18 protein-coding genes are annotated in these 24,323 nt (G+C 51.1%); 10 read left to right on the forward strand and 8 right to left on the reverse strand.

What is annotated here, in order from left to right:
* Nucleotides 1-156 precede the first annotated feature (156 nt).
* Together LC431_RS01010 and LC431_RS01015 are read left to right on the forward strand one after the other, a co-directional pair.
* Nucleotides 157-987, forward strand: coding sequence for a glycerophosphodiester phosphodiesterase family protein (locus LC431_RS01010; RefSeq protein WP_013576981.1), 831 nt, complete (start codon nucleotides 157-159; stop codon nucleotides 985-987).
* 22 nt (nucleotides 988-1,009) lie between these two features.
* Nucleotides 1,010-2,122 carry an ROK family transcriptional regulator gene (locus LC431_RS01015; protein WP_013576982.1) on the forward strand — a complete coding sequence of 371 codons (1,113 nt, stop codon included), beginning with the start codon at nucleotides 1,010-1,012 and terminating at the stop codon, nucleotides 2,120-2,122.
* 24 nt (nucleotides 2,123-2,146) lie between these two features.
* On the opposite strand, the gene LC431_RS01020 is transcribed toward LC431_RS01015, so the two are convergent.
* The 5 genes from LC431_RS01020 to pdhR all read right to left on the reverse strand — a co-directional run bounded on the left by LC431_RS01020 (nucleotide 2,147) and on the right by pdhR (nucleotide 11,951).
* On the reverse strand, nucleotides 2,147-4,558 hold the full coding sequence (locus LC431_RS01020; RefSeq protein ID WP_223509165.1) for a glycerophosphodiester phosphodiesterase family protein: 2,412 nt from the start codon (nucleotides 4,556-4,558) through the stop codon (nucleotides 2,147-2,149).
* 250 nt (nucleotides 4,559-4,808) lie between these two features.
* On the reverse strand, nucleotides 4,809-6,233 hold the full coding sequence (lpdA, locus tag LC431_RS01025) for a dihydrolipoyl dehydrogenase (protein ID WP_013576983.1): 1,425 nt from the start codon (nucleotides 6,231-6,233) through the stop codon (nucleotides 4,809-4,811).
* Between the two features lie 211 nt (nucleotides 6,234-6,444).
* Nucleotides 6,445-8,340: a pyruvate dehydrogenase complex dihydrolipoyllysine-residue acetyltransferase gene (aceF, locus tag LC431_RS01030; protein ID WP_013576984.1), complete on the reverse strand. Its 1,896-nt coding sequence runs from the start codon at nucleotides 8,338-8,340 to the stop codon at nucleotides 6,445-6,447.
* A 13-nt stretch (nucleotides 8,341-8,353) separates the two neighbouring features.
* Nucleotides 8,354-11,017 (reverse strand): pyruvate dehydrogenase (acetyl-transferring), homodimeric type, encoded by a 2,664-nt coding sequence (aceE, locus tag LC431_RS01035; RefSeq protein ID WP_013576985.1) that lies wholly within the window; start codon nucleotides 11,015-11,017, stop codon nucleotides 8,354-8,356.
* 163 nt (nucleotides 11,018-11,180) lie between these two features.
* On the reverse strand, nucleotides 11,181-11,951 hold the full coding sequence (gene pdhR, locus LC431_RS01040) for a pyruvate dehydrogenase complex transcriptional repressor PdhR (RefSeq protein WP_013576986.1): 771 nt from the start codon (nucleotides 11,949-11,951) through the stop codon (nucleotides 11,181-11,183).
* Nucleotides 11,952-12,380: 429 nt separating this feature from the next.
* Between pdhR and aroP the strand changes: the two genes are divergently transcribed.
* From aroP to LC431_RS01055, 3 genes are all read left to right on the forward strand, one after another.
* Complete coding sequence (gene aroP, locus LC431_RS01045; RefSeq protein WP_015690460.1) at nucleotides 12,381-13,751, forward strand: aromatic amino acid transporter AroP; 1,371 nt, start codon at nucleotides 12,381-12,383, stop codon at nucleotides 13,749-13,751.
* A 216-nt stretch (nucleotides 13,752-13,967) separates the two neighbouring features.
* Complete coding sequence (locus LC431_RS01050) at nucleotides 13,968-15,410, forward strand: glycoside-pentoside-hexuronide (GPH):cation symporter (protein WP_013576988.1); 1,443 nt, start codon at nucleotides 13,968-13,970, stop codon at nucleotides 15,408-15,410.
* Nucleotides 15,403-16,377 carry a family 43 glycosylhydrolase gene (locus LC431_RS01055; protein ID WP_013576989.1) on the forward strand — a complete coding sequence of 325 codons (975 nt, stop codon included), beginning with the start codon at nucleotides 15,403-15,405 and terminating at the stop codon, nucleotides 16,375-16,377. Before LC431_RS01050 ends, LC431_RS01055 begins: the two co-directional genes overlap by 8 nt.
* Before the next feature lie 71 nt (nucleotides 16,378-16,448).
* Here the strand turns inward: LC431_RS01055 and ampE are convergent, their stop codons facing one another.
* Both ampE and ampD read right to left on the reverse strand, forming a co-directional pair.
* On the reverse strand, nucleotides 16,449-17,303 hold the full coding sequence (ampE, locus tag LC431_RS01060) for a beta-lactamase regulator AmpE (protein WP_013576990.1): 855 nt from the start codon (nucleotides 17,301-17,303) through the stop codon (nucleotides 16,449-16,451).
* Between the two features lie 59 nt (nucleotides 17,304-17,362).
* On the reverse strand, nucleotides 17,363-17,935 hold the full coding sequence (gene ampD, locus LC431_RS01065) for a 1,6-anhydro-N-acetylmuramyl-L-alanine amidase AmpD (protein ID WP_013576991.1): 573 nt from the start codon (nucleotides 17,933-17,935) through the stop codon (nucleotides 17,363-17,365).
* Between the two features lie 94 nt (nucleotides 17,936-18,029).
* Between ampD and nadC the strand changes: the two genes are divergently transcribed.
* The 4 genes from nadC (at nucleotide 18,030) to hofC (ending at nucleotide 22,374) form a co-directional block, all read left to right on the forward strand.
* Nucleotides 18,030-18,923: a carboxylating nicotinate-nucleotide diphosphorylase gene (nadC, locus tag LC431_RS01070; protein WP_013576992.1), complete on the forward strand. Its 894-nt coding sequence runs from the start codon at nucleotides 18,030-18,032 to the stop codon at nucleotides 18,921-18,923.
* Nucleotides 18,924-19,214: 291 nt separating this feature from the next.
* Nucleotides 19,215-19,661 carry a prepilin peptidase-dependent pilin gene (gene ppdD, locus LC431_RS01075; RefSeq protein ID WP_112150986.1) on the forward strand — a complete coding sequence of 149 codons (447 nt, stop codon included), beginning with the start codon at nucleotides 19,215-19,217 and terminating at the stop codon, nucleotides 19,659-19,661.
* Nucleotides 19,661-21,157: a type II secretion system protein GspE gene (gspE, locus tag LC431_RS01080; protein ID WP_223509166.1), complete on the forward strand. Its 1,497-nt coding sequence runs from the start codon at nucleotides 19,661-19,663 to the stop codon at nucleotides 21,155-21,157. Before ppdD ends, gspE begins: the two co-directional genes overlap by 1 nt.
* Nucleotides 21,154-22,374 (forward strand): protein transport protein HofC, encoded by a 1,221-nt coding sequence (hofC, locus tag LC431_RS01085; RefSeq protein ID WP_131638361.1) that lies wholly within the window; start codon nucleotides 21,154-21,156, stop codon nucleotides 22,372-22,374. Before gspE ends, hofC begins: the two co-directional genes overlap by 4 nt.
* Nucleotides 22,375-22,427: 53 nt before the next feature.
* On the opposite strand, the gene LC431_RS01090 is transcribed toward hofC, so the two are convergent.
* The gene (locus LC431_RS01090; protein ID WP_126125175.1) at nucleotides 22,428-23,471 is read right to left on the reverse strand and encodes a GMP reductase; all 1,044 of its coding nucleotides are present in this window, start codon (nucleotides 23,469-23,471) and stop codon (nucleotides 22,428-22,430) included.
* A 242-nt stretch (nucleotides 23,472-23,713) separates the two neighbouring features.
* Here LC431_RS01090 and coaE point away from each other — a divergent pair, with 242 nt between their 5' ends.
* Complete coding sequence (coaE, locus tag LC431_RS01095) at nucleotides 23,714-24,310, forward strand: dephospho-CoA kinase (protein ID WP_112197238.1); 597 nt, start codon at nucleotides 23,714-23,716, stop codon at nucleotides 24,308-24,310.
* The last annotated feature ends 13 nt before the right edge of the window (nucleotides 24,311-24,323 follow it).

The following is a 24,323-nucleotide window of genomic DNA, read 5'->3' on the forward strand; positions in this document are numbered from 1 at the left end:
TCCTCAAAATCAAAACCAAGCCATAAAAACACAAAAACTAATTATTTATCATAATGTTGAACAATAAAAATAATCACTATAATTATTTTATTTCCATAATTAAATTTAAAGAGTAAATTTAATGGCCATATGTTCACACCATAAAAGGAACAGGCAATGGCGTTTAACTTTCATCAGGCCGCACAAGGCATCGTGCTGGCAAACAGTCACCGCGGCTACTCCAGCCGTTATCCGGAAAACACTCTGCCCGCGTTTATCGGGGCAAAAGAGGCAGGGACTCATTGCATTGAGTTAGATATTCATCTGACCGCAGATAATCATCTGGTGGTCACACACGATCACCGCATTGATCGCGTGTCGACCGGCACAGGTTTTGTCGAGCAAATGACGCTCGCGCAGTTACGGCAATTTGATTTCGGCGTTAAATACCATGCGCAATTTGCGGGCACGCCGATCCCTTTATTGCAGGATATTCTGCGTTGGGCGGTAGAGAATGGCATGGGCCTGATCGTGGAAGTGAAGCAACGTCGTCGACATGACGAATTTGTGTATCATCTGGTTGCCTTGTTGCAGTCAATGCCAGAGGCGCTGTCACATATTCAGTTGCTGGGGTTTAATCATGTGTTGATTAACCGCGTCAAAGCCCTGATCCCAGATTTAGCATTGCAGGTCGTGACGCTGGAGCGTTACAACAATCAACTGGCCGCCGTGCAGCATTCCCATGCCAGTTGCGTCTGTTTTGAATATGAGTTCGCCCATGTTGACGATCTTCGGGCCTATAAACAGGCGGGACTGGGGGTACGCATGTACCTGCATGAAGTGAAAAATGGCATGACGCCACTGGAGCAGTACCAGCACAAATTCGGGTATGATAGTCACCCCGAGATCATGGGCTGGCTGCGTGAAGGTCTGATCGATATGCTCAGCCATGATGATCTTCCGTACCTGCAGGCGCTGATTGAAGAAGCGGGACTGCGCTGGGCCTGATAACAAAAACGATAGCCATATTATGAATGTAAAACCTGACCGTCTGGAACTGCGTCCTACCCAACGTTTGCTGCTGGAGCTGATTCGTCGCCATGCACCGGTGACACGCGCCGAACTGGCGCGCTATTCAAATCTCACTGCAGGGGCAATCACCCAACAATGCCGGGAGCTTTTATTTTCGGGTCTGGTTATCGAAGGCGAACGCAATATGGGGCAGCGCGGACAACCGTCGCTGCCCCTGCGGCTCAATCCTGGCGGCGCGTGTGCGGTCGGGCTGGCTTTCAGCCCTGGCTTTATCGACATGACGCTGGTCGATCTCAGTGGCCGCAAACTGTTCAGTATTTCTGAGCCTCATCAGGAAAATCAGCCGCTTGCCACCACACTAAAACAGATTAAAAACCTGGTGGAGCAGACGTTAAAAAAACGCCAGCTTAAACATGCGCGCATCCTCGGCATGGGGTATGCCGTGCCGGGTTTTCTCAAGCCCGATGGCAAAAAGCGTCACTGTGTGGCCTGGCTTTCAAGCTGGCGCGATGTCGACCTGCAACAGGCGTTTGAGGACAATTTGCCCTGGCCGACATGGGTTGAAAACAACGCCAATGCCTCGGCGATTGGCGAGCTGTATTCAGGTACGTGGAATTCCTATCGTGACATAACCTTTATCGATCTCGGCTACGGGATCGGTGCCGGGATTATCGCCGATGGCAAACTCCTGCGCGGCGGGTTTCTGAATGCCGGTGAAGTCGGTATGGCATTTCCCGGCGATAAACCGCGTCCATCCTATAAAGATCTGGTCGCGACGCTCACACAAGCAGGGTTAAGCGAAGCGCAACTACCGGCACTCACCGCAGAACAGCATCCCTTGCTGGAAGTCTGGTTTTCACGCTGTTGCGATCAGGTCGAGCAGAGCATCATGGGATGTCTGCAATGGCTGGATCCACAGTTGATTATTTTAGGGGGTGCCATGCCGAAAACCATCACCGAAAGGCTGACTGAGGTTTTAACGCAAAGGCTCGATGCCAGGCTTGATCCAGACCGCCCGAAAGTCCGGCTGGCGAACTCCCCGATGGGTGCCGAAAGCGCCTCGTGGGGCGCGGCGATGATCCCGTTGTATCAGGTGATTAATCAGGCATAGCGCACTATGCCTGACGACCGCGTGTTATATTGCTGTGCCGAATGACCAGTAATAAGGATCCGATAGCGTTGACGGTTTATCGACGTAGACATAGCCATAGGAATAGGCGTAATACAGTTTGCCCGAGTATGCCCAACCCAGGCTCATATGATGGGCATCAATTAGCGAAAACCAATCCTCACTGCCGCTTTTAGGTTGCATCTCCCACAATGTATTCTCCGAGGTGCAATCCTTTTTCCAGCCAACATAATCCCACGAATGGTTGCTCAACGCTGAGCGCAAGCATTGCTCCTTATTATATGCGGGTGAAATACGTACCCGTCCATCGGGTTGTCGTTTAACTGACATCCATGCGTAATAGCCGGCTCGCATCACCGCAATAGGTGGGTCGGGACGATAGGTCCATGCATAGGAATCATTGTTATTATAGAGAGCATAAGCATCTTTCTCGGAAGCCAGACTCTTGCCTTCCATGACTGCACTACCCAATTGCCAGGACAGAATCGATTGCATATAAAAAGAAGGTGTCCAGACATGTGGCGTTAATTTTCTATCAAGCACTCCAGTGCCAGAAAAATAAGTATTAATCGAATCCGTGTCGTCAGCCGTAATGACATTTGCGCCGATATCCCGCAGCCAGCCGAGGTTCATGCGATAATCATTTTTTTCTGCCGCTATTGTTGACGGACTGAGCTTATCCAGCACGCGGTAACAGCATGATGAGTCGTTATTATAAAATGCTTCTCTGACCGAGATATCCTGCGGGATATTTTTGTCATAGACCGTTTCGGTGTAGAAATTTAAATTTTTCCATAACATGTAATCTGGTACGGGTGAGAATATCTCCAGCGCTTTCCCTGCCCCTTTAATTACCGCCACCATTTCAGCCACCGTACCACTCACCGTATTTGATAACTGGAAATTGGCTGGCGCGTCATAGCTGCCCTGTTCATTTTGTTTGGTGCTCACTTCCTCAAAATCGGCGGAATCTTTAATTAACACAGAGACCATCGGGGCCAGTGTCGCTGGCGCGTTTGCCCATGCGCGAACGGCACAAACCGCCTTGCTATCGGAGATCCCGGCAGGACAGGCAAAGGTGGTGTCAGGCAAGTCATTTATTTTACTGGCATCATTAGGTGTAATCACCGGATCGATCATGATGGTGACCCCCGCCGGGATACCGGCGTTAATCAGTGCATTATTCCAAAGGTCTGGCGAGGGATATTCCGCCATATTCACTTTCATAATGATCCGCTGTAACAGGTTGCTGCCCGAATACGTAACCGATTTATTATACAGGGCCAGTGCAGTGGGCATGATGACGGAAGATGACTTGGTTTCGAGATAAATGAGTGACTGGCCATTATAGGCAATGTAATCATCTATCAGTTGATTGACCGTCGGTACCGTATACGTTGTCGGTTGTCGCGTGGCAACATTGACGAGGTACTTTTGCTGCAATTCTGCCAGTGTCAAACTACTCAGCGCCACATTCGGCCCGGAGTTCGCGATAGGATCATAAGTTGGCTCAAGCATCTTACCGATGTTGAGATCATGAAACACAACCAGTTCACCGTCTGACGTCGCGCGGACATCCGTTTCCACGTTAGCGCGGCAACGATCATAGGACAGATGAAAAGCACCGAGGCTGTTTTCTGGCTGCGTGTCATTAAAATCCCCTCGATGCTGGGCCGTGACTATTTGGTTATTCTTCGCAAGGTTGTTTTGTAATTCATTCAACAATGTCGCCGACGTTGGACATTCCGTGGCATTCTTCCTTAATTCAGCGACAAACTGCACCGTTTCAACCGTTGCCTTCCCTTGCGCATCATCACCATCCGTACCGGAAAGTTTGAAATTGCCGTGTTCCTGTATCGGGATATTTTGAATCGCGATGGTATCTTCCCGCGGCTGGTAATCTGAATTCATAAAGAAAGCCAGGTCAAAATAATAAGGCTCATCACTTTTCAAACACGATTTTTCATCGTCATCGCCAACATCATAGAGAAACGTCCAGTCTTTACTCGGGGGAACATAGCCCCCCATTTCCGGGCATTTTTTGCTATACATTTTTACCGCATAAAATATGCCGGGAATAGACGTGCCATAAAGTTGCACGTTTTTACCATTTATGGCGGTAAAAATATCTAATGATCCCTGATATCCGGCAACACTGCCTGAAAAAGCTTGCCCATCCTGACCTGCATTACAGGTTGAATGAATCTCGGTTGAAGGAATATATTGCGTACTGGTTTGCGTGGTGAGTTGCTTAAAACCATTGGCAGGCGGTGCTTCATCAGTAATTACAATCGTATCGCTGTAGGTGATATTTACGTTTGATTGTGAGGTAAACATACATTCGGTTGCGGCCTTAGCCGACGGACATAATGACAATAAACATAATACGCTGAGCGTAGTCCTTAACTTAACGTCCATTGTTGCTCCATTTATATATCTAATGTAATTAAAACAATTAACCCCCTCCGTTTTAACATTGAATTTAAAATAAAATGCTACCAAGCTCACGAATAAAGCAATCAGACACCAAATATTAAACAATCAACGCATTAAACATATTCAATTTATATTTATCATTAACAACCCATTTGATATATAAATAACTAGCACCTAATATCAGGCAAAAAAAAAACGCCTCCGGAGAGGCGTTTATCAGCAAAGGAGAAAATTACTTTTTCTTCGCTTTCGGGTTTGGCAGGTCGGTAATGCTGCCTTCGTAGATTTCTGCTGCCAGACCCACGGACTCGTGCAGAGTCGGGTGAGCATGGATGGTCAGCGCGATATCTTCTGCATCACAACCCATTTCGATCGCCAGACCGATTTCGCCCAGCAGCTCGCCGCCGTTGGTGCCGACAATCGCACCACCGATAACACGGTGAGATTCTTTGTCGAAGATCAGTTTGGTCATGCCGTCTGCGCAGTCGGAAGCGATAGCACGGCCGGAAGCTGCCCACGGGAAGGTGGCGGTTTCGTAGCTGATGCCTTTTTCTTTCGCTTCTTTCTCAGTCAGACCCACCCAGGCAACTTCTGGCTCAGTGTAGGCAATGGATGGAATGACTTTCGGATCGAAGTAGTGTTTCTTGCCGGAGATAACTTCGGCAGCCACGTGGCCTTCGTGAACACCTTTGTGCGCCAGCATTGGCTGACCGACGATATCGCCGATAGCAAAGATGTGTGGCACGTTGGTGCGCATTTGTTTGTCGACGTGGATGAAACCACGGTCGTCCACTTCAATGCCTGCAGCGCCCGCTTCCAGCAGTTTACCGTTAGGCACGCGACCGATAGCCACCAGCACGGCGTCATAACGCTGTGGTTCAGCAGGGGCTTTTTTGCCTTCCATCGTGACGTAAATGCCATCTTCTTTGGCTTCTACGGCTGTCACTTTGGTTTCCAGCATCAGATTGAATTGCTTGCTGATTTTCTTGGTGAAGACTTTCACCACGTCTTTATCAGCCGCAGGGATCACCTGATCAAACATTTCTACCACGTCAATCTGAGAACCCAGCGCGTGATAAACGGTGCCCATTTCCAGACCGATAATGCCGCCGCCCATGACCAGCAGACGCTCAGGGACGCTTTTCAGCTCCAGTGCATCAGTAGAATCCCAGACACGCGGGTCATCATGTGGAATGAATGGCAGTTTGATTGGACGGGAACCCGCCGCAATGATGGCATTGTCGAAAGTGATGGTCGTCGGACCATTTTCGCCTTCAACAACCAGAGTATTCGCGCCAGTAAATTTGCCCAAGCCGTTAACGACTTTGACTTTACGGCCTTTCGCCATACCGGACAGACCGCCGGTCAGCTGGTTGATGACTTTTTCTTTCCAGACGCGGACTTTATCGATGTCCGTTTTCGGCTCACCGAAAACAATACCGTGTTCAGCCAGTGCTTTTGCCTCAGAGATCACTTTCGCGACGTGCAGCAGAGCTTTAGAAGGGATACAGCCAACGTTCAGACACACGCCGCCAAGCGTGGAATAACGTTCAACCAGAACAGTTTCAAGACCTAAATCAGCGCAACGGAAAGCAGCAGAATAGCCCGCAGGACCCGCCCCAAGTACCACGACCTGAGTTTTAATTTCAGTACTCATCATGACCTCTTAATTTATGTCCGGCGGGTCTGACGTCATTTTATATCGTAACGCCCATCATCCACCGGGTCGTTCTATCCGCCCGCAGTTTACAAAATTGTTAACAAATTTGAAACAACAAACGGCATCCGATTTGTGCTTTGCCCTGGAAAATCTCAAACAGCATGAAGAGATTATCAGAAAAAAGCCGGCCGTCTGGCCGGCTTTTCACTTACATCACCAGGCGGCGAATGTCTGACAACACGTTGTTGATGATGGTGATGAAGCGCGCACCATCGGCACCGTCAATGACACGGTGGTCGAAGGAGAGCGACATTGGCATCATCAGACGCGGTGTGAACTCTTTGCCGTTCCAGACTGGCTCAATGGCAGACTTGGAAACACCGAGGATAGCCACTTCCGGCGCATTAACGATTGGCGCGAAGTGGGTCGTCCCGATACCCCCGAGGCTGGAGATAGTGAAGCAACCGCCCTGCATTTCGCCAGCAGTCAGCTTACCGTCACGGGCTTTCTTGGAGATAGCCATCAGCTCACGGGACAACTCGGCGATGCCTTTCTTGTTCACGTCTTTGAAGACCGGAACAACCAGACCGTTTGGCGTATCAACCGCCACACCGATGTTGATGTATTTTTTCAGCGTCAGTTTCTGACCATCTTCGGACAGGGAACTGTTGAAGCGTGGCATCTGCTCAAGGGCAGCGGCAACGGCTTTCATGATGAAGACCACCGGGGTGAATTTCACGTCCAGTTTGCGTTTAGCGGCTTCATCGTTCTGCTGTTTACGGAACGCTTCCAGCTCAGTGATATCAGTTTTGTCGAAGTGCGTAACGTGCGGGATCATCACCCAGTTACGGCTCAGGTTCGCACCAGAGATTTTCTGGATACGGCCCAGTTCAACTTCTTCAATCTCACCGAACTTGCTGAAGTCCACTTTCGGCCAAGGCAACATGCCCGGCAGACCGCCACCCGTTGCTGCTGCCGGCGCGGCTTCAGCACGTTTGACCGCGTCTTTCACGTAAGTCTGTACGTCTTCACGCAGGATGCGACCTTTACGGCCAGTGCCTTTGACTTTCGCCAGGTTAACGCCGAATTCACGGGCCAGACGACGGATAACCGGCGTGGCGTGAACGTAAGCATCGTTCTCTGCGAATTCGCCTTTGCTTTCTGCTTTAACAGCAGGAGCAGCGGCTTTTTGTTCCTGTTTCGCCGGGGCAGCCGCTTCTTCTTTCTTAGCCGCCGGAGCAGCAGGCGCAGCGCCTTCTACTTCGAAGACCATGATCAGAGAGCCGGTGCTGACTTTGTCGCCCGCAGCAATTTTGATTTCTTTCACGGTACCCGCGAACGGAGCCGGGACTTCCATTGAGGCTTTGTCGCCTTCAACGGTAATCAGTGACTGTTCTGCACTGATTTTGTCGCCCACTTTCACCATGATTTCAGTGACTTCAACTTCGTCGCCACCGATATCAGGCACGTTCACTTCTTTGCTGCCGGACTGAGCCGCAGCCGCAGGTGCCGCGTCTGATTGGGTTTCTGCTGCTGCGGCAGGTGCGGCTGCACCAGAACCTGCCACTTCGAAGACCATGATCAGGGAACCGGTGCTGACTTTGTCGCCCGCAGCGATTTTGATTTCTTTCACTTTGCCCGCGAACGGCGCAGGGACTTCCATAGAGGCTTTGTCGCCTTCTACGGTGATCAGCGATTGTTCCGCTTCTACTGTATCGCCCACTTTCACCATGATTTCAGTGACTTCAACTTCGTCGCCACCGATATCAGGTACGTTCACTTCTTTGCTTTCGCTGGAAGCAGGTGCGGCAGCAGCAGGTTTCTCTTCTGCTTTGGCTTCCTGTTTCGCAGGTGCTGCATCAGCAGCACCGTCAGCGGCGTCAAAGATCATGATCAGTTTGCCGGTTTCGACGGTATCGCCGACCGCAACTTTAATTTCTTTGACCACGCCAGCTTGTGGAGAAGGCACTTCCATAGAAGCTTTATCGCCTTCTACGGTGATCAGCGATTGTTCTGCTTCAACTTTATCGCCCACCTTCACCATAATTTCGGTGACTTCCACTGCATCTGCACCGATGTCCGGTACGTTAATTTCAATAGCCATCTGTCTTTACCTCTTATGCCAGACGCGGGTTAACTTTTTCTGGATTGATATCGAATTTCTTAATGGCTTCAGCCACTACAGACGTTTCGATTTCGCCGCGTTTAGCCAATTCACCCAGCGCAGCAACCACAACGTAAGACGCATCCACTTCGAAGTGGTGACGCAGGTTTTCGCGGCTGTCTGAACGACCGAAGCCATCCGTACCCAGTACGCGATAATCGCTGGCCGGAACGTATGTACGAACCTGTTCAGCAAACAGTTTCATGTAGTCAGTAGACGCCACCGCTGGCGCGTCGCTCATCACCTGGGCGATGTACGGAACGCGTGGGGTTTCAGTCGGGTGCAGCATGTTCCAGCGCTCACAGTCCTGACCATCGCGGGCCAGTTCAGTGAAGGAGGTCACGCTGTAAACGTCAGAACCTACGCCGTAGTCTTTGGACAAGATCTCTGCCGCTTCACGTACGTGACGCAGGATGGAACCGGAGCCCAGCAACTGCACTTTCCCTTTGCTGCCTTCCAGCGTATCCAGCTTGTAGATACCCTTACGGATGCCTTCTTCCGCGCCTTCCGGCATGGCTGGCATGTGGTAGTTTTCGTTCAGCGTGGTGATGTAGTAATAAATGTTTTCCTGCGCTTCACCGTACATACGCACCAGACCGTCATGCATGATGACAGCCACTTCGTACGCGTAAGACGGGTCGTAAGAAATACAGTTAGGGATAGTCAGAGACTGAATATGGCTGTGACCATCTTCGTGCTGCAGACCTTCGCCGTTCAGGGTAGTACGACCTGACGTACCACCGATCAGGAAGCCACGCGCCTGTTGGTCACCCGCTGCCCAGCACAGGTCGCCGATACGCTGGAAACCGAACATGGAGTAGTAGATGTAGAACGGGATCATTGGCAGATCGTTGGTGCTGTAAGACGTCGCTGCGGCCAGCCATGAAGACGCGGCACCCAGTTCGTTAATACCTTCCTGCAGGATCTGACCTTTCTCGTCTTCTTTATAGTAAGCAACCTGCTCACGGTCCTGCGGGGTGTACTGCTGGCCGTTCGGGCTGTAAATACCAATCTGACGGAACAGACCTTCCATACCGAATGTACGCGCTTCATCGGCGATGATCGGCACCAGACGGTCTTTAATGGAGTCGTTTTTCAGCATCACGTTCAGTGCACGGACGAAAGCGATAGTGGTAGAGATCTCTTTCTTCTGCTCTTCCAGCAGTTGTGAGAAGTCTTCCAGTTTCGGCATTTCCAGCTTCTGCGTGAAGTTTGGCAGACGGGTCGGCAGGTAGCCTTTCAGCGCAGCGCGACGTTCGTGCAGGTATTTGTATTCTGCAGAGTCTTTTTCCAGCGTGATGTACGGCAGTTTTTCCAGATTTTCATCGGTTACTGGCACGCTAAAACGATCACGGATATAGCGCACGCCATCCATGTTCATTTTCTTCACCTGGTGAGCAATGTTTTTACCTTCGGCAGCGTCGCCCATGCCATAACCTTTAATGGTATGCGCAAGGATAACGGTCGGCTGACCTTTGGTGTTCTGTGCTTTGTTCAGTGCAGCGAAGACTTTCTTCGGATCATGGCCGCCACGGTTCAGCGCCCAGATTTCGTCGTCGGTCATATCTTTGACCAGAGCGGCGGTTTCAGGGTATTTGCCGAAGAAGTGGTCACGAACGTATTTACCGTCGCGGGACTTGAAGGTCTGGTAGTCGCCATCCACGGTTTCGTTCATCAGCTGGATCAGTTTACCGCTGGTGTCTTTACGCAGCAGTTCATCCCAGCGGTTGCCCCAGATCACTTTGATCACGTTCCAGCCAGCGCCTGCAAAGATGCCGTCGAGTTCGTTGATGATTTTGCCGTTACCGGTTACCGGGCCATCAAGACGCTGCAGGTTACAATTGATGATGAAGCACAGGTTATCCAGTTTCTCACGGGTCGCGATGGTGATCGCCCCTTTGGATTCTGGTTCGTCCATTTCACCGTCGCCCAGGAATGCGTAAACGCGCTGTGCGGAGGTGTCTTTCAGACCACGGTGTTCCAGATATTTCAGGAATTTAGCCTGATAGATGGCACCGATCGGGCCCAGACCCATGGATACGGTCGGGAACTGCCAGAACTCAGGCATCAGTTTAGGGTGCGGATAAGACGACAGACCTTTACCGTGAACTTCCTGACGGAAATTGTTCATCTGGTCTTCGGTCAGACGGCCTTCAAGGAAAGCACGTGCGTACACGCCCGGAGAGATGTGGCCCTGGAAGTACACCAGATCGCCGCCGTCTTTTTCGTTGCGCGCACGGAAGAAGTGGTTGAAGCACACTTCGTACACGGTCGCAGAAGACTGGAAGGAAGCCATGTGGCCGCCGAGTTCCAGGTCTTTCTTGGACGCACGCAGAACGGTCATGATGGCGTTCCAGCGGATAGCAGTACGAATGTTACGTTCCAGCTCCAGGTTACCCGGGTATTCAGGTTCGTCTTCAACAGCGATGGTATTGACGTAGTTACGGCTGGCTGCGCCAGCAGCGACGCTTACGCCGCCCTTGCGCGCTTCACTGAGAACCTGATCGATCAGGAACTGTGCACGCTCAACACCTTCTTCACGGATGACCGATTCGATCGCTTGTAGCCAGTCGCGAGTTTCGATCGGATCCACGTCATTATTTACACGTTCTGACATGGTGCTTTTCCTTATCTGTCTCTAATACGTTGGTTTATCTGGAGCCTGTCTTCCTGCGCTCTTTCTAAAACGCGCTTCGCCGCTAAGAGAACGCACGAAGACAGGCCCGTCATGTAGTTGCCGTGAGCCCTCAAATGAAGGCTCTAAAAATTAACCCTGATGGTTAACTTTCATCTTTTCGTTGCTGGAGCCGTCGTAAAGACCGATCCCGCCGGGTGTGTTCCCTGCTGAGATCCAGCAAAACTTCTTCAATGAACGCCAGGTGACGGTGAGATGCGGCACGCGCTATTTCTGGTTCCCGTGCAACAATCGCCTCGAAAATACTGGCGCGGTGGTTGCTTACCGTCGCCAGCATTTCCCGACGTGAGTAAAGCAATTCAAAGTTCTGTCGAACGTTCTTCTCGAGCATCGGCCCCATACAGCGAACCAGATGCAGCAGCACCACATTATGGGCTGCTTCTGTTACAGCGACCTGATACTGCATAACCGCGTCGGCTTCTGCGTCCAGATCTCCGCTGTCCTGTGCGGTCTGAATGACCACGTGACAATCGCGAATGCGCTGCAGATCTTCCTCTGTGCCACGAAGCGCCGCGTAATACGCAGCGATACCTTCAAGGGCGTGTCGTGTTTCAAGGAGATCGAATTGTGATTCAGGATGGTCGGCCAGTAACTCAGCCAGCGGATCACTCACGCTTTGCCACAGGTTACTTTGTACGAAAGTACCACCACCCTGACGGCGCAGGAGTAGCCCCTTCCCTTCCAGGCTTTGGATTGCCTCTCTGAGAGAAGGTCGCGATACATCAAACTGTTTGGCAAGTTCGCGCTCTGGCGGAAGCTTTTCCCCGGGTCTCAAGGTGCCTTCGAGGATCAGAAACTCAAGTTGCTGCTCGATCACATCGGATAACTTAGGCTGTCGGATTTTGCTGTAAGCCATATATGTGCGGTTCTCTGCGAGTAGCGACTCTGTTAAGTTGCCGGAGTCAATTGGTAATACCAATTTAAAAAACGTGGCCGTAAAGTAACAAAGTATTCACCTTGTGTCCATATGGCTACCCAGTAAATGCGTCGACCCCGCACATTTTAACAAATTTTTATCATTTATCTTTTTTACCCGGCCTCAGATCACATTTTATGGATCCTGAACAAATTTACAGTCAATTTGGCTATTTGTTATGCAGATGATGCATAAACCCCGTGCAAACTTTTCCGCATAACATTATTCTTGCCCGAACGGTAGATGATCCTGATTTTTAGGCACAATCCAGCCGTAAATAATTAGATACAAAAAGTGTAATTATCGCCTTACATTCTCTCTAACACACAGAATGTTATGGGTTTTGCCCCAATGACAGAGGACAGGTAAATGGTTGATCAACAACAAGGCGATGAGCTGAAGCGCGGTCTCAAAAACCGGCATATCCAGTTGATTGCATTAGGTGGGGCCGTCGGTACAGGGCTGTTTCTGGGCAGTGCTTCCGTCATTCAGTCCGCAGGGCCGGGGATTATTCTCGGTTATGCCATTGCGGGTTTTATCGCATTCTTAATTATGCGTCAGTTGGGTGAAATGGTGGTTGAAGAACCGGTTGCCGGTTCATTCAGTCATTTTGCCTATAAATACTGGGGCGGATTTGCGGGTTTTGCTTCCGGCTGGAATTACTGGGTGCTGTACGTTCTGGTCGCGATGGCCGAACTGACTGCCGTCGGTAAATATATTCAATTCTGGTGGCCGGAAATCCCGACATGGGCTTCTGCTGCGGTTTTCTTCGTGCTGATCAACGCTATCAACCTGACTAACGTTAAAGTGTTTGGCGAGATGGAGTTCTGGTTTGCGATCATCAAAGTGGTTGCCGTGGTGGCGATGATTCTGTTCGGTGGCTGGCTGCTGTTCAGCGACACGGCAGGCCCTCAGGCAACAGTTCGCAACCTGTGGGAGCAAGGCGGTTTCCTGCCCCATGGCATGACCGGGCTGGTGATGATGATGGCGATCATCATGTTCTCTTTCGGTGGCCTGGAACTGGTCGGGATTACTGCTGCTGAAGCGGATAATCCGGAAACCAGCATTCCTAAAGCAACCAATCAGGTTATCTATCGTATTCTGATTTTCTATGTGGGCTCACTTGCCGTCCTGCTTTCCCTGATGCCATGGACCCGTGTCGGGCCGGATACCAGCCCGTTTGTGCTGATCTTCCATGACCTGGGTGATGCACTGGTAGCGAATGCTCTGAACGTGGTGATCCTGACGGCAGCGCTGTCGGTTTATAACAGCTGTGTTTACTGCAACAGCCGCATGTTGTTTGGTCTGGCTCAGCAAGGCAACGCGCCTAAAGCATTGCTCAACGTCGACAAGCGCGGCGTGCCGGTGGCTTCTATCCTCGTTTCTGCTGCCACCACAGCGCTGTGTGTTCTGATTAACTACCTGATGCCGGGTGAAGCGTTTGGTCTGCTGATGGCTCTGGTGGTGTCTGCACTGGTGATCAACTGGGCGATGATCAGCCTGGCGCACATCAAATTCCGTCAGGCGAAACGTCGTGAAGGCGTGGAACCTAAGTTCAAAGCGCTGCTGTATCCGCTGGGTAACTATATCTGCCTGCTGTTTATGGCGGCAATTCTGGTGATCATGGCTATCACCCCGGGCATGGCGATCTCCGTATGGCTGATCCCGGTGTGGCTGGTAGTTCTGGCCATCGGTTACTGGGTCAAAAATCAGCAAAGCGGGAAATCCGTTAACGCTTAAGTATTCGTTTTAAAATTGAAACGAAAAAGCGCCCCGGTTAAGTGCAGACTTACCGGGGCGCTTTGTTAGGTACGTCACATTTCCTCCCGTATGACCAAAATGTCCATCTTCATGACTCTTACCTCCTGACCCCTCTTCCCTTCCCCGGCCAATACTCAGGGCTAACAAACAGTTTTTTAACAAAATCCTTTTATCCACAATCCGGAGAGAACATCCATGAAGGAAGGCGCACTGTCGTTCAAAGAGAAAGTGGCGTACGGAATGGGGGATGCGGGCTGCAATATGATTGGCGGCGCCATCATGCTGTTTCTTAATTATTTTTACACAGATATCTTCGGTTTAGCCCCGGCACTGGTTGGCGTATTGCTGCTATCAGTGCGTGTTATCGATGCCGTCACCGACCCGATCATGGGCGCGATTGCTGACCGTACCACCACCCGCTGGGGCCGTTTCCGCCCGTATTTGTTATGGGTTTCGGTGCCATACGTACTGTTCAGTGTGCTGATGTTCACCACACCAGAATGGAGTTACAACAGCAAAGTTATCTATGCGTTTGTAACCTACTTCCTGATGTCCCTGACTTACACCGCCATCAACATTCCCTACTGCTCGCTGGGCGGCGTCATTACTGCCGATCCGCATGAGCGTGTTGCCTGCCAGTCTTACCGCTTCTTTATGGTAGGGATCGCGACGCTGATCCTGTCTTCCACCTTACTGCCGATGGCCGACTTTTTCGGTGGCGCAGACAAAGCCAAGGGCTATCAGATGTCGATGGGGGTGATGGCAATCATCGCGCTGTTCATGTTCCTGTTCTGCTTCAGCTCGGTAAAAGAACGTATTCAGCCTGCGGTACCGTCAAAACATGCCTTAAAATCTGACCTGAAAGATGTGTGGAAAAACGACCAGTGGGTACGCATCCTGCTGCTGACGTTCTGCAACGTGTGCCCGGGCTTTATCCGTATGGCAGCCACTATGTATTACGTCACCTGGGTAATGGAAAAATCCACATCCTTTGCCAGCATGTTTATCAGCCTCGGCGTGGTGGGCATGATGATCGGCAGTGCACTGGCAAAACCGCTGACCGATAAATACTGCAAACTGAAAGTGTTCTTCTGGGCCAATATCATCCTGACCATTTTCTCCTGCGGATTCTATTTCCTCGACCCGCACGCCACCACGCTTATTCTGGTAGCGTACTTCATCCTCAACATCATGCACCAGCTCCCTTCCCCGCTGCACTGGTCGCTGATGGCCGACGTTGACGATTACGGCGAATGGAAAACCGGCAAACGTGTTACCGGCATCAGCTTCTCCGGTAACCTGTTCTTCCTGAAATGCGGACTGGCGGTAGCGGGCGCGATGGTCGGCTTCCTGCTCTCCGCGTATGGCTACAATGCCAGCGCAACGCAGCAAAGCGACCATGCCATCAACGGCATCATGTTGTTGTTCACTGTCATTCCTGGCGTGGGCTACCTCATCACTGCCGGTGTTGTACGCTTACTGAAAGTTGATCGCGAAACCATGCGTACCATTCAGGCAGATCTGGAGATTCGCCGCCGTAATTACCGCGAGCTGAATGAATATCACGACGAGAAAAATGCACAGGACGCAGAAGCACTCAGCGTCCCACTGACCAGCAAGGAGCTGAAACATGAGTAATTATCCCAACCCGCTGATTGAGCAACGTGCAGATCCGCATATCTGGCTGCACAGCGACGGAAACTATTACTTTATCGCATCAGTGCCTGAATATGACCGGCTGGAGATCCGCCGCTCGCCAACGCTGACAGGGCTTGCCGACGCGCCAGCCACCATTGTCTGGCATAAACCTGATACCGGCCCGATGAGCGCACTTATCTGGGCACCGGAGTTGCATTTTATCGACGGACAATGGGTGATCTATTACGCGGCCGCCCCCTCACAGGAGATTGTTGACGGCTTATTCCAGCACAGAATGTATGCGCTGGTGTGTGAAGAGGCGGATCCGCTCACAGGGAAATGGCAGGAGAAAGGCCGGATCCAGACGCCGATCGACAGCTTCTCGCTCGATGCCACGCACTTTGAGCATCAGGGCAAAAGCTATTATCTGTGGGCGCAGAAAGACCCGGAAATTCGCGGAAACTCCAATTTGTATCTGGCCGAAATGGAAAACCCGTGGACGCTGAAATCACCGCCCGTCATGCTCAGCAAGCCGGAGCTGGACTGGGAAATCATCGGTTTTTGGGTTAATGAGGGACCGGCGGTGATCAAACACGGTGATAAAATTTTCATCACCTATTCCGCCAGCGCCACCGACGAAAATTACTGTATCGGCCTCCTCACTGCAGACATCAACAGCAATCTGATGGATCCGGTGAGCTGGCATAAATCCCAGCGTCCGGTATTCACCACGCAGGCCCAGAACCGGCAGTTCGGGCCGGGACATAACAGCTTCACTCGCAACGAACAGGGCGCAGACGTGCTGGTATATCATGCCCGAAACTACACTGAAATTGAGGGTGATCCGCTGTACGACCCGAACCGGCATACGCGCATTAAAACCTTCCGCTGGGACGAGAATGGCATGCCCGATTTCGGAGAACCCGCCGCCGATAACCGTCCGCTGACGTTACAAAAACAGCACTGACAAAAAGCAAAAAGCCCGGACACTAAAAATGTACCGGGCTTTTTTATGCAATATCGGATGATAAAAGAGAATTAAATCAAGGTGCCGTAAATCGTCAGCAGCGCTACAACCACCAGGATTATCATCGTCACTTTACGCGCGAGGCTCACAGCAGCGCGAGGTGTCTGTACCGGATCGGTATGCGGATCGCGCGCCAGAGAGAACTGCGCCAGCCGCGTTAATACATGATATTGCGAAGAGTGAATATCGCCCAGCGAAGCAAACCAGGCCGGTAAGGCTTTCTCGCCATGACCAAGCAATGCATAAGCCACGCCGGCCAGACGAACAGGGATCCAGTCGAGAATATGTAACAGGGCATCCACGCCGGACTGCGAACGTTTCAACGGCGGCATATGGCGCGCCAGCCAGGTCTGGTAACCGCGCAATACGGCATAACCGCCCAGCGCTATCGGTCCGTAAGGCCCACAAACCACGAACCAGAACAACGGCCCGAGATAGTAACGGTAGTTAATCCAAAGCAGCGCATTTTGCAGCTCTCTCAGCCGGGCTTCTTCGCTGCAATCTGTCGGCAACCCGTGGATCAAGGCCAGCTCTTCTGCCATTTCCTTACAGGCATCAGCATCGCCCTGACGGGCGGACTTAAGGTAGGCACGGTAATGCTTGCGTTTGATGCCAGCGCCAATACACAGCAGACATAAAATCACCCAGAAAATCAGGGTTGGCACCCCGAAGAAGATCCCCTGCACTGCGCGCAATACTGCCCAGATGATCACCATCCAGACAATCGTAATGACCAGCGTTTTAGCCAGAGAAGCCTGCCGGCCACGGCGGAAAATCACCTCAAACCGATGATCCAACTGCCAGTGTTCACCCAGTTTGAACAAGCGTTCCCAAGCCAGCACCAGGAGCAAAGTAAATAACGTCATCGATTGTCACTCTCTCTAAACACATCACACCCGTAAAAACGAAACCGAAAACCGGTTAATTACAGGTCAGAAAGGTCATTCTGCCCTACCGGCAGCGCTAACAGCTTGCGATAAAATGCCCAGTCGAATTCAGGGCCGGGATCGGTCTTACGCCCGGGAGCAATATCACTGTGTCCGGTAATCGCTTCAAGACTAATGGGATAATGCTTCATTAACAACTCAGTAACGGCAACCAGGTTGCGATATTGCGCATCAGTAAAAGGCTCAAAATCCGTCCCTTCCAGCTCAATACCAATCGAAAAATCATTACAGCGCTCACGCCCCCGCCAGCTGGATACACCCGCATGCCAGGCGCGTTTATCAAAGGGCACATATTGCACAATCTCGCCATCACGACGAATTAAACAATGCGCAGCAACGCGTAAGTGGCTGATTCCTTCAAAATAAGGATCATCCTGCGGATTCAGCGTACCGGTAAACAATTGATCAATATAAGGACCGCCGAATTTTCCAGGCGGCAAACTGATGTTATGGATCACCAGCAATGAGGGAATTTCATCTTCAGGACGGAGATCAAAATGAGGGGAAACGACCTGCCGGGCTTCTGTTATCCAGCCTTGTTTTAAGTGCATCAAAGACCTCAATGATGTGCTCAGGTGGTACTTATCACAGCAACAGGGTAGCATGTTTTTTTGTCCTTCTTATCCGCCATTTCGGAGTATTTGTATGTCTACCCGCAGCTACAGCCGTGAAAGTCGCCGCGCACAGTTACTCGAACGTATCCAGAATGATATTCCTTCTCTTGTTACTCAGGCTCTCGGTGAGGATCTTGGGGGCGAAGCCAATGCCAACAATGACTTAACTGCTCAACTGTTGCCGCAAGACAAAAATGCTAACGCCACCATCATTACCCGCGAAGCCGGTATTTTCTGCGGCCAGCGCTGGCTGGACGAAGTCTTTCTCCAACTGGCAGGCGATAAAATCACCGTCAAATGGCATGTCAAAGACGGCGACCACGTTTCTGAAAACCAGACCTTATGTGAACTCTCAGGCTCCGCACGCATGCTGCTGACCGGTGAGCGTACCGCTCTTAACTTCGTGCAAACCCTGTCCGGTGTGGCAACCGAAGTGAATCACTATGTGAAAATCCTTGAGGGCACAAAAACTCAGTTGCTCGATACCCGGAAAACCTTGCCTGGCCTGCGTACGGCACTGAAATATGCCGTGTTATGCGGTGGCGGAAGCAATCACCGCCTTGGTCTTGCCGATGCATTTCTGATTAAAGAAAACCACATCATTGCCTGTGGCTCGATAAAAGCCGCCGTAGAACGCGCCTTATGGATCCACGCCGACGTGCCCGTCGAGGTAGAAGTCGAATCCATGGATGAACTTCAGCAGGCGCTGGATGCGGGTGCTGACATTATCATGCTGGATAACTTCACTGTGCCGATGATGCGCGAAGGGGTTGCCCTCACCGCAGGTCGTGCGCTACTTGAAGTCTCCGGTAACGTGACGGAAAAAACGCTCCGCGAATTCGCGGAAACCGGCGTGGATTACATTTCTGTCGGCGCGCTGACCAAGCATGTCAGGGCCATGGATCTTTCCATGCGCTTCAGCTAATCGCTGCGCTGTTGCCCCTGAATTCCTTTCGAGGGGCAACACGAATTCTTGCGATCTATTTCATCTTGCCGTACTACCCTCGCATTCACCCCTTTTGAACACCACCCCCTTTTTCATTTCATCTTTATTGTTGCGAGACATCGCACATATGTTTTTCCTGCCTTGCTGGCATACATATTTATCCTGGCAGATGTCGTGGAAAAATCAGCAATAGCGCTGGAGTCAGGCTTTTTCTCCGTTTAGTTTGCTGCCTGAGAAACAACCACGCAGTCTTACGAAACGGAGAACGCCATGAAACGGCAACAAGGATTTACCCTCATTGAACTGATGGTAGTGATCGCGATTATTGCGATCCTGAGTGCCATCGGCATACCCGCTTACCAGAGTTATATCCAGAAAGCAGCCATGACTGACATGCTGCAAATTATGGTGCCCTACAAAACCGGCGTCGAACTGTGCGTCATCGATACGGGGGCGCTGACGAATTGCAGCGCCGGCAGTCAGGGAATTCCGGCGGCAGCTACCAGTCGTTATGTCAGCCAGATTCAGGTTAATGCGGGCGTAATTTCACTGACAGGTCAGCAGGCACTGGACGGTCTCAGCGTTGTGATGACACCGGTCCGGGATAATCAGGCGGGCGGTATCACATGGAGCAGAATCTGCACCAATGCCAGTAATACTTCGATGGTTGAAGCTTGCGAAAGCGTTTTTCGGTTTGACACCACAGGAGCGCCATAATGAGTGATATGCCACGGCGCCCCGAGTCTCCGCCCGATAATGATCGCCTGCAAAGCGAAGCGTCACTTGAAGCACTGTGTCAGCGCTACAAAGCCGTTGTATTGCATCGCGACAACCAGACTCTTCATGTTGCATGCCATGAAACAGAAGCAGACACGGATGCCTTGAGTAATGTATTGCGCTTTACCACCGGCTTAAAAGTGCAGCTTGAACGCTGGCCACAAACGCGGCTTGAACAAGTCATGGAGCAAGGAAATTCAGAAATAAAGAAAAAAACGGCCGCAGACGAATCGTGGGCATCCGCACAAACCGATGAAAACAATGAACTGAATAATCAGAGTGATGCGCCGGTCATTAATGCTCTCAATCAGATACTCAGGCAGGCCATCACCCGCAGGGCTTCAGATATCCACTTTGAGCCGTACGAGCACAGTTTCCGGGTTCGTATGCGAATTGACGGAGTATTGCAGGAAGTCCCCGGACCTGAATTTTCGATGGCAGCGGGCGTGTGCGCACGACTAAAGATTATGGGGCAGTTGAATGTCGCTGAGCGACGGTTACCCCAAGATGGCCAGCTCTCAGTCATGCTGCAAAATCAGAGATATTCCATGAGAGTATCTTCTCTGCCGACCTTACACGGCGAAAAGATCGTGCTGCGCATTCTGCATATGACTCAGCAGGATCTCTCTATGCCTCAACTGGGCTTCACACCACGGGATCTGGACTATTTCAAAGCTGCGCTTAAACATCCACAAGGGCTAATTCTGGTCACCGGCCCGACAGGCAGCGGAAAAACGGTCACGCTTTACAGTGGTCTTCGTCATCTTAATGCCATCTCCCGCAATATTTGCAGCGTGGAAGACCCGATTGAGATCCCGGTCAGTGGCATCAATCAGACCCAGATTAACAGCAAAACAGACCTCAGTTTTGCCAGTGTCCTGCGTGCGTTATTACGTCAGGATCCTGATGTGATTATGGTCGGAGAGATCCGCGATAAAGAAACGGCCGAAATCGCGGTAAAAGCCGCTCAGACCGGACATCTGGTGCTCTCAACACTGCATACCAATTCCACTTGCGAAACACTGACCCGCCTGCAACAGATGGGGATTGAAGGTTTTCATATTGCTGCCAGCTTGCGTCTGGTTATTGCCCAGCGGCTGGTACGAAAACTCTGCCCGCATTGCCGTAAACCGCATGTATCACTGGTCGAAAAAGGTGCTGATGGCAGCAGCGGACACATGCAGTTGTGGCTACCTGCAGGATGCCACCAATGCTTTTCGGGCTATTACGGACGCACCGGTATTTATGAAACGCTGAACATAACACCCGGTTTACAACAGGCGCTGGTGGCAGAGGCAAGTGTCAATGAGTTGAGTAAGATTGCCCGCGAACAAGGGCAAAAAACGTTGCAGGAAGCCGGTATGGCGCTGGTCGAACAAGGGATCACCTCACTTGAAGAACTTTATCGTGTTACCGGTGAAGGCGCGGATACATGAAAACTGACGGCGGCGCACCTCAGTCCTGGCGGTTATATCACTGGCAGGCTATCGACACTCTGGGAAGCCTTCAGCAAGATCACTGCATTGAGGTGGGTAAGGACGGCATTTACCAGCAGCTTTTTGCTGCTGGATTGCAACCGCTGAAAATCAGAATGAAGCAGCGATTGGGACGACGTTTCTGGAAAAATCAGGAACGTGTTGCATTCGTCAGGCAACTTGCAACGCTGCTACAAGCCGGGCTACCGCTGGTCAATAGCCTGACGTTGCTGGCCAACGAGCACCCGAAACCCGCGTGGCATTGTGTACTGTCAAATGTTGCGAAAGGCGTTCGCGAAGGAAAACCGCTGTCGGTAACACTGAATCATTATCCCGATGTATTTCCTGATATTTACAGACAGATAATTTCTATTGGTGAGCTAACGGGACAACTGGACAAATGCTGCCTGCAACTGGCGACTCAGCAGGAACAACAGGCTGAATTAAGAAGCAAAGTAAAAAAGGCGTTGCGGTATCCGCTGATTGTTAGCGTTATCGCTATCGTGGTCACTCTGCTGATGCTGACTTTAGTATTGCCTGAGTTTGCCAAAATCTATGCTTCCTTTGATGCCGAACTCCCCTGGTTTACACGCATGCTGGTCATTGCTTCTGATGCCCTCATCAGCATCGGCCCCTGGCTGGTCGGTACTTTTTCGTTTTGTTGTTTCGGCTATCTGCAGAAGTTGCACCCGCTTAAGCACTGGCAACTGCGTGAGCAGATGTTACTGCTCAGGTTACCTCTGACGTCACGACTGGTGACAGACAGTTGCCTCAGCCAGATATTTCAAACGCTGGCAATGACACAACAGGCGGGCATGACGTTAATTGCCGGGCTGGCAGCAGCGTCTGCATCAATGTCCAATCTGCATTTTCAGGCCGCACTGAACCAGATACGTGAGCAAATCATGCAAGGAACACCGTTACACAAAGCTTTTGTACAGTCGCCACTGTTCCCGACCTTATGTCATCAGCTGATAAAAATCGGTGAAGAATCAGGGTCTCTGGACGAGTTACTGCTGAAACTCGCATATCTGCATCATGACAAAGCTAACTCGCTGGCAGAAACGTTGTCACAAACGATTGAGCCGGTACTCATGGCCGTAATGGGGGTGATTGTCGGTGGGCTGGTGATTGCGATGTATCTGCCAATTTTCCAGCTAGGTTCGGTTATGGGATAAATCAAAGAGGAAAAAGCGGCGAAAAATGTTTCGCCGCCATTATGGTCATATCCTTACTTACTGCCGAACAGACGGTTTTCCTGTTCCGCAACGCGGATGAAGGTTGTACGTTTGGTCAGTTCTTTCAGGCGCTCTGCACCGACGTAAGTACAGGCAGAACGCAGCCCACCGAGAATGTCACGCACGGTGTTTTCAACCGGACCGCGCAGAGGCAATTTGACTGTTTTACCTTCCGCTGCGCGGTATTCAGCAACACCGCCGACGTGGCGTTTCATCGCAGATTCTGAACTCATACCGTAGAAAAGCATGAATTTTTCGCCATTCTCTTCAACGACCGTGCCTTCACACTCGTCATGCGCAGCCAGCATCCCGCCAAGCATAACGAAATCAGCACCGCCGCCGAACGCTTTTGCCACGTCACCCGGAACAGCACAGCCGCCATCGCTGACAATCTGTCCGCCCAGACCGTGAGCAGCATCAGCACATTCGATAACAGCAGAAAGCTGCGGATATCCCACGCCGGTTTTTACGCGAGTCGTACATACCGATCCCGGGCCGATGCCGACTTTTACAATATCCGCGCCAGAAAGAATAAGTTCTTCCACCATTTCACCGGTCACCACGTTGCCTGCACAAATGACTTTATCGGGGCAAGCTTCGCGTACACGTTGCAGGAAACCCACAAAGTGCTCGGAATAACCATTAGCGACATCCAGGCAAACAAACTTCAGCAGAGGCGACAAAGCAAGAATTTGCAGGGTTTTAACGAAATCAGCTTCTGACGTCCCGGTCGATACCATGATATTACGCAGCACGGATTCATCGGAGGAAGTCACGAATGCCTGCCACTGTTCTACGGTGTAATGTTTGTGCACGGCCGTAAGCAAACCAAAAGACGCCAGTACGGTCGCCATACGGAATGTGCCGACGGTATCCATGTTCGCAGCAATAATCGGGGTGCCGGACCAGTTAAAACCTGAGTGTTTGAATGTGAATGTGCGCTCCAGTTCAACTTCGGAACGACTTTTGAGAGTGGAACGCTTAGGGCGGATGAGTACGTCTTTAAAACCTAACTTTAAATCTTCTTCAATGCGCATGGCGGGTTAGTCCTGGTTTGGCGACGGGTCGCTAGGGTGCACGAAAAATTTTTACACACCCTTTCCAGTGGTTTTATCATACACAGGAAAATGACAACGGCAAGATGGCTTTTACAACCTTCATCACAGACTTTTGATTGTGCAGATTAATAATTTTTCGCATCAAAACCGAGAACACCACGGCTTGCACTTACTCATAATCTCTTTATCATTTACCTAACTAATTTTATCAGAGCACCAGCATGAGCTATATCGTTGCATTGACCGGGGGTATCGGTAGTGGCAAAAGTACCGTTTCCGAAAGCTTCGCCCGTCATGGCGTAAGCATTGTCGATGCAGATGTGATTGCCCGCCAGGTCGTTGCTCCAGGTGAGCCAGCGCTGGAAGAATTAAGACAGCGATTTGGTGAAAGCATTATTTCCGCTGATGGCTCACTGAACCGCCCGGCCCTTCGGGCGCGGATTTTTAGCAATCCTGATGAAAAAGAATGGGTTAATAAATTATTACACCCCATTATTCATGCCAGAACACAATGTTTGATTGCTGAGGCGCAGACGCCGTACGTGCTCTGGGTCGTACCGCTGCTGATTGAAAATGGATTACAGACGCAAGCAAATCGCGTTCTGGTGGTGGATGTTGAGCCACATATTCAACTTTCCCGGACGATGTCGCGCGATGGCATCAGCCGCCAGCAGGCTGAAAGTATTATTGCTGCACAGGTCAGTCGTGAAAAACGTCTGGCCTGTGCGGATGACATTATTGATAACAGCGGTGATCCGAAATTAATTGAACCGCGTGTTGCCCAACTACATCACCGCTATTTGCAACTTGCGGTGTGAGTAAACAGACAGG

The sequence above is a fragment of the Rahnella sp. GSA61A genome, from assembly GCF_019969905.1.
GTDB classification, from domain to species: domain Bacteria; phylum Pseudomonadota; class Gammaproteobacteria; order Enterobacterales; family Enterobacteriaceae; genus Rahnella; species Rahnella aceris.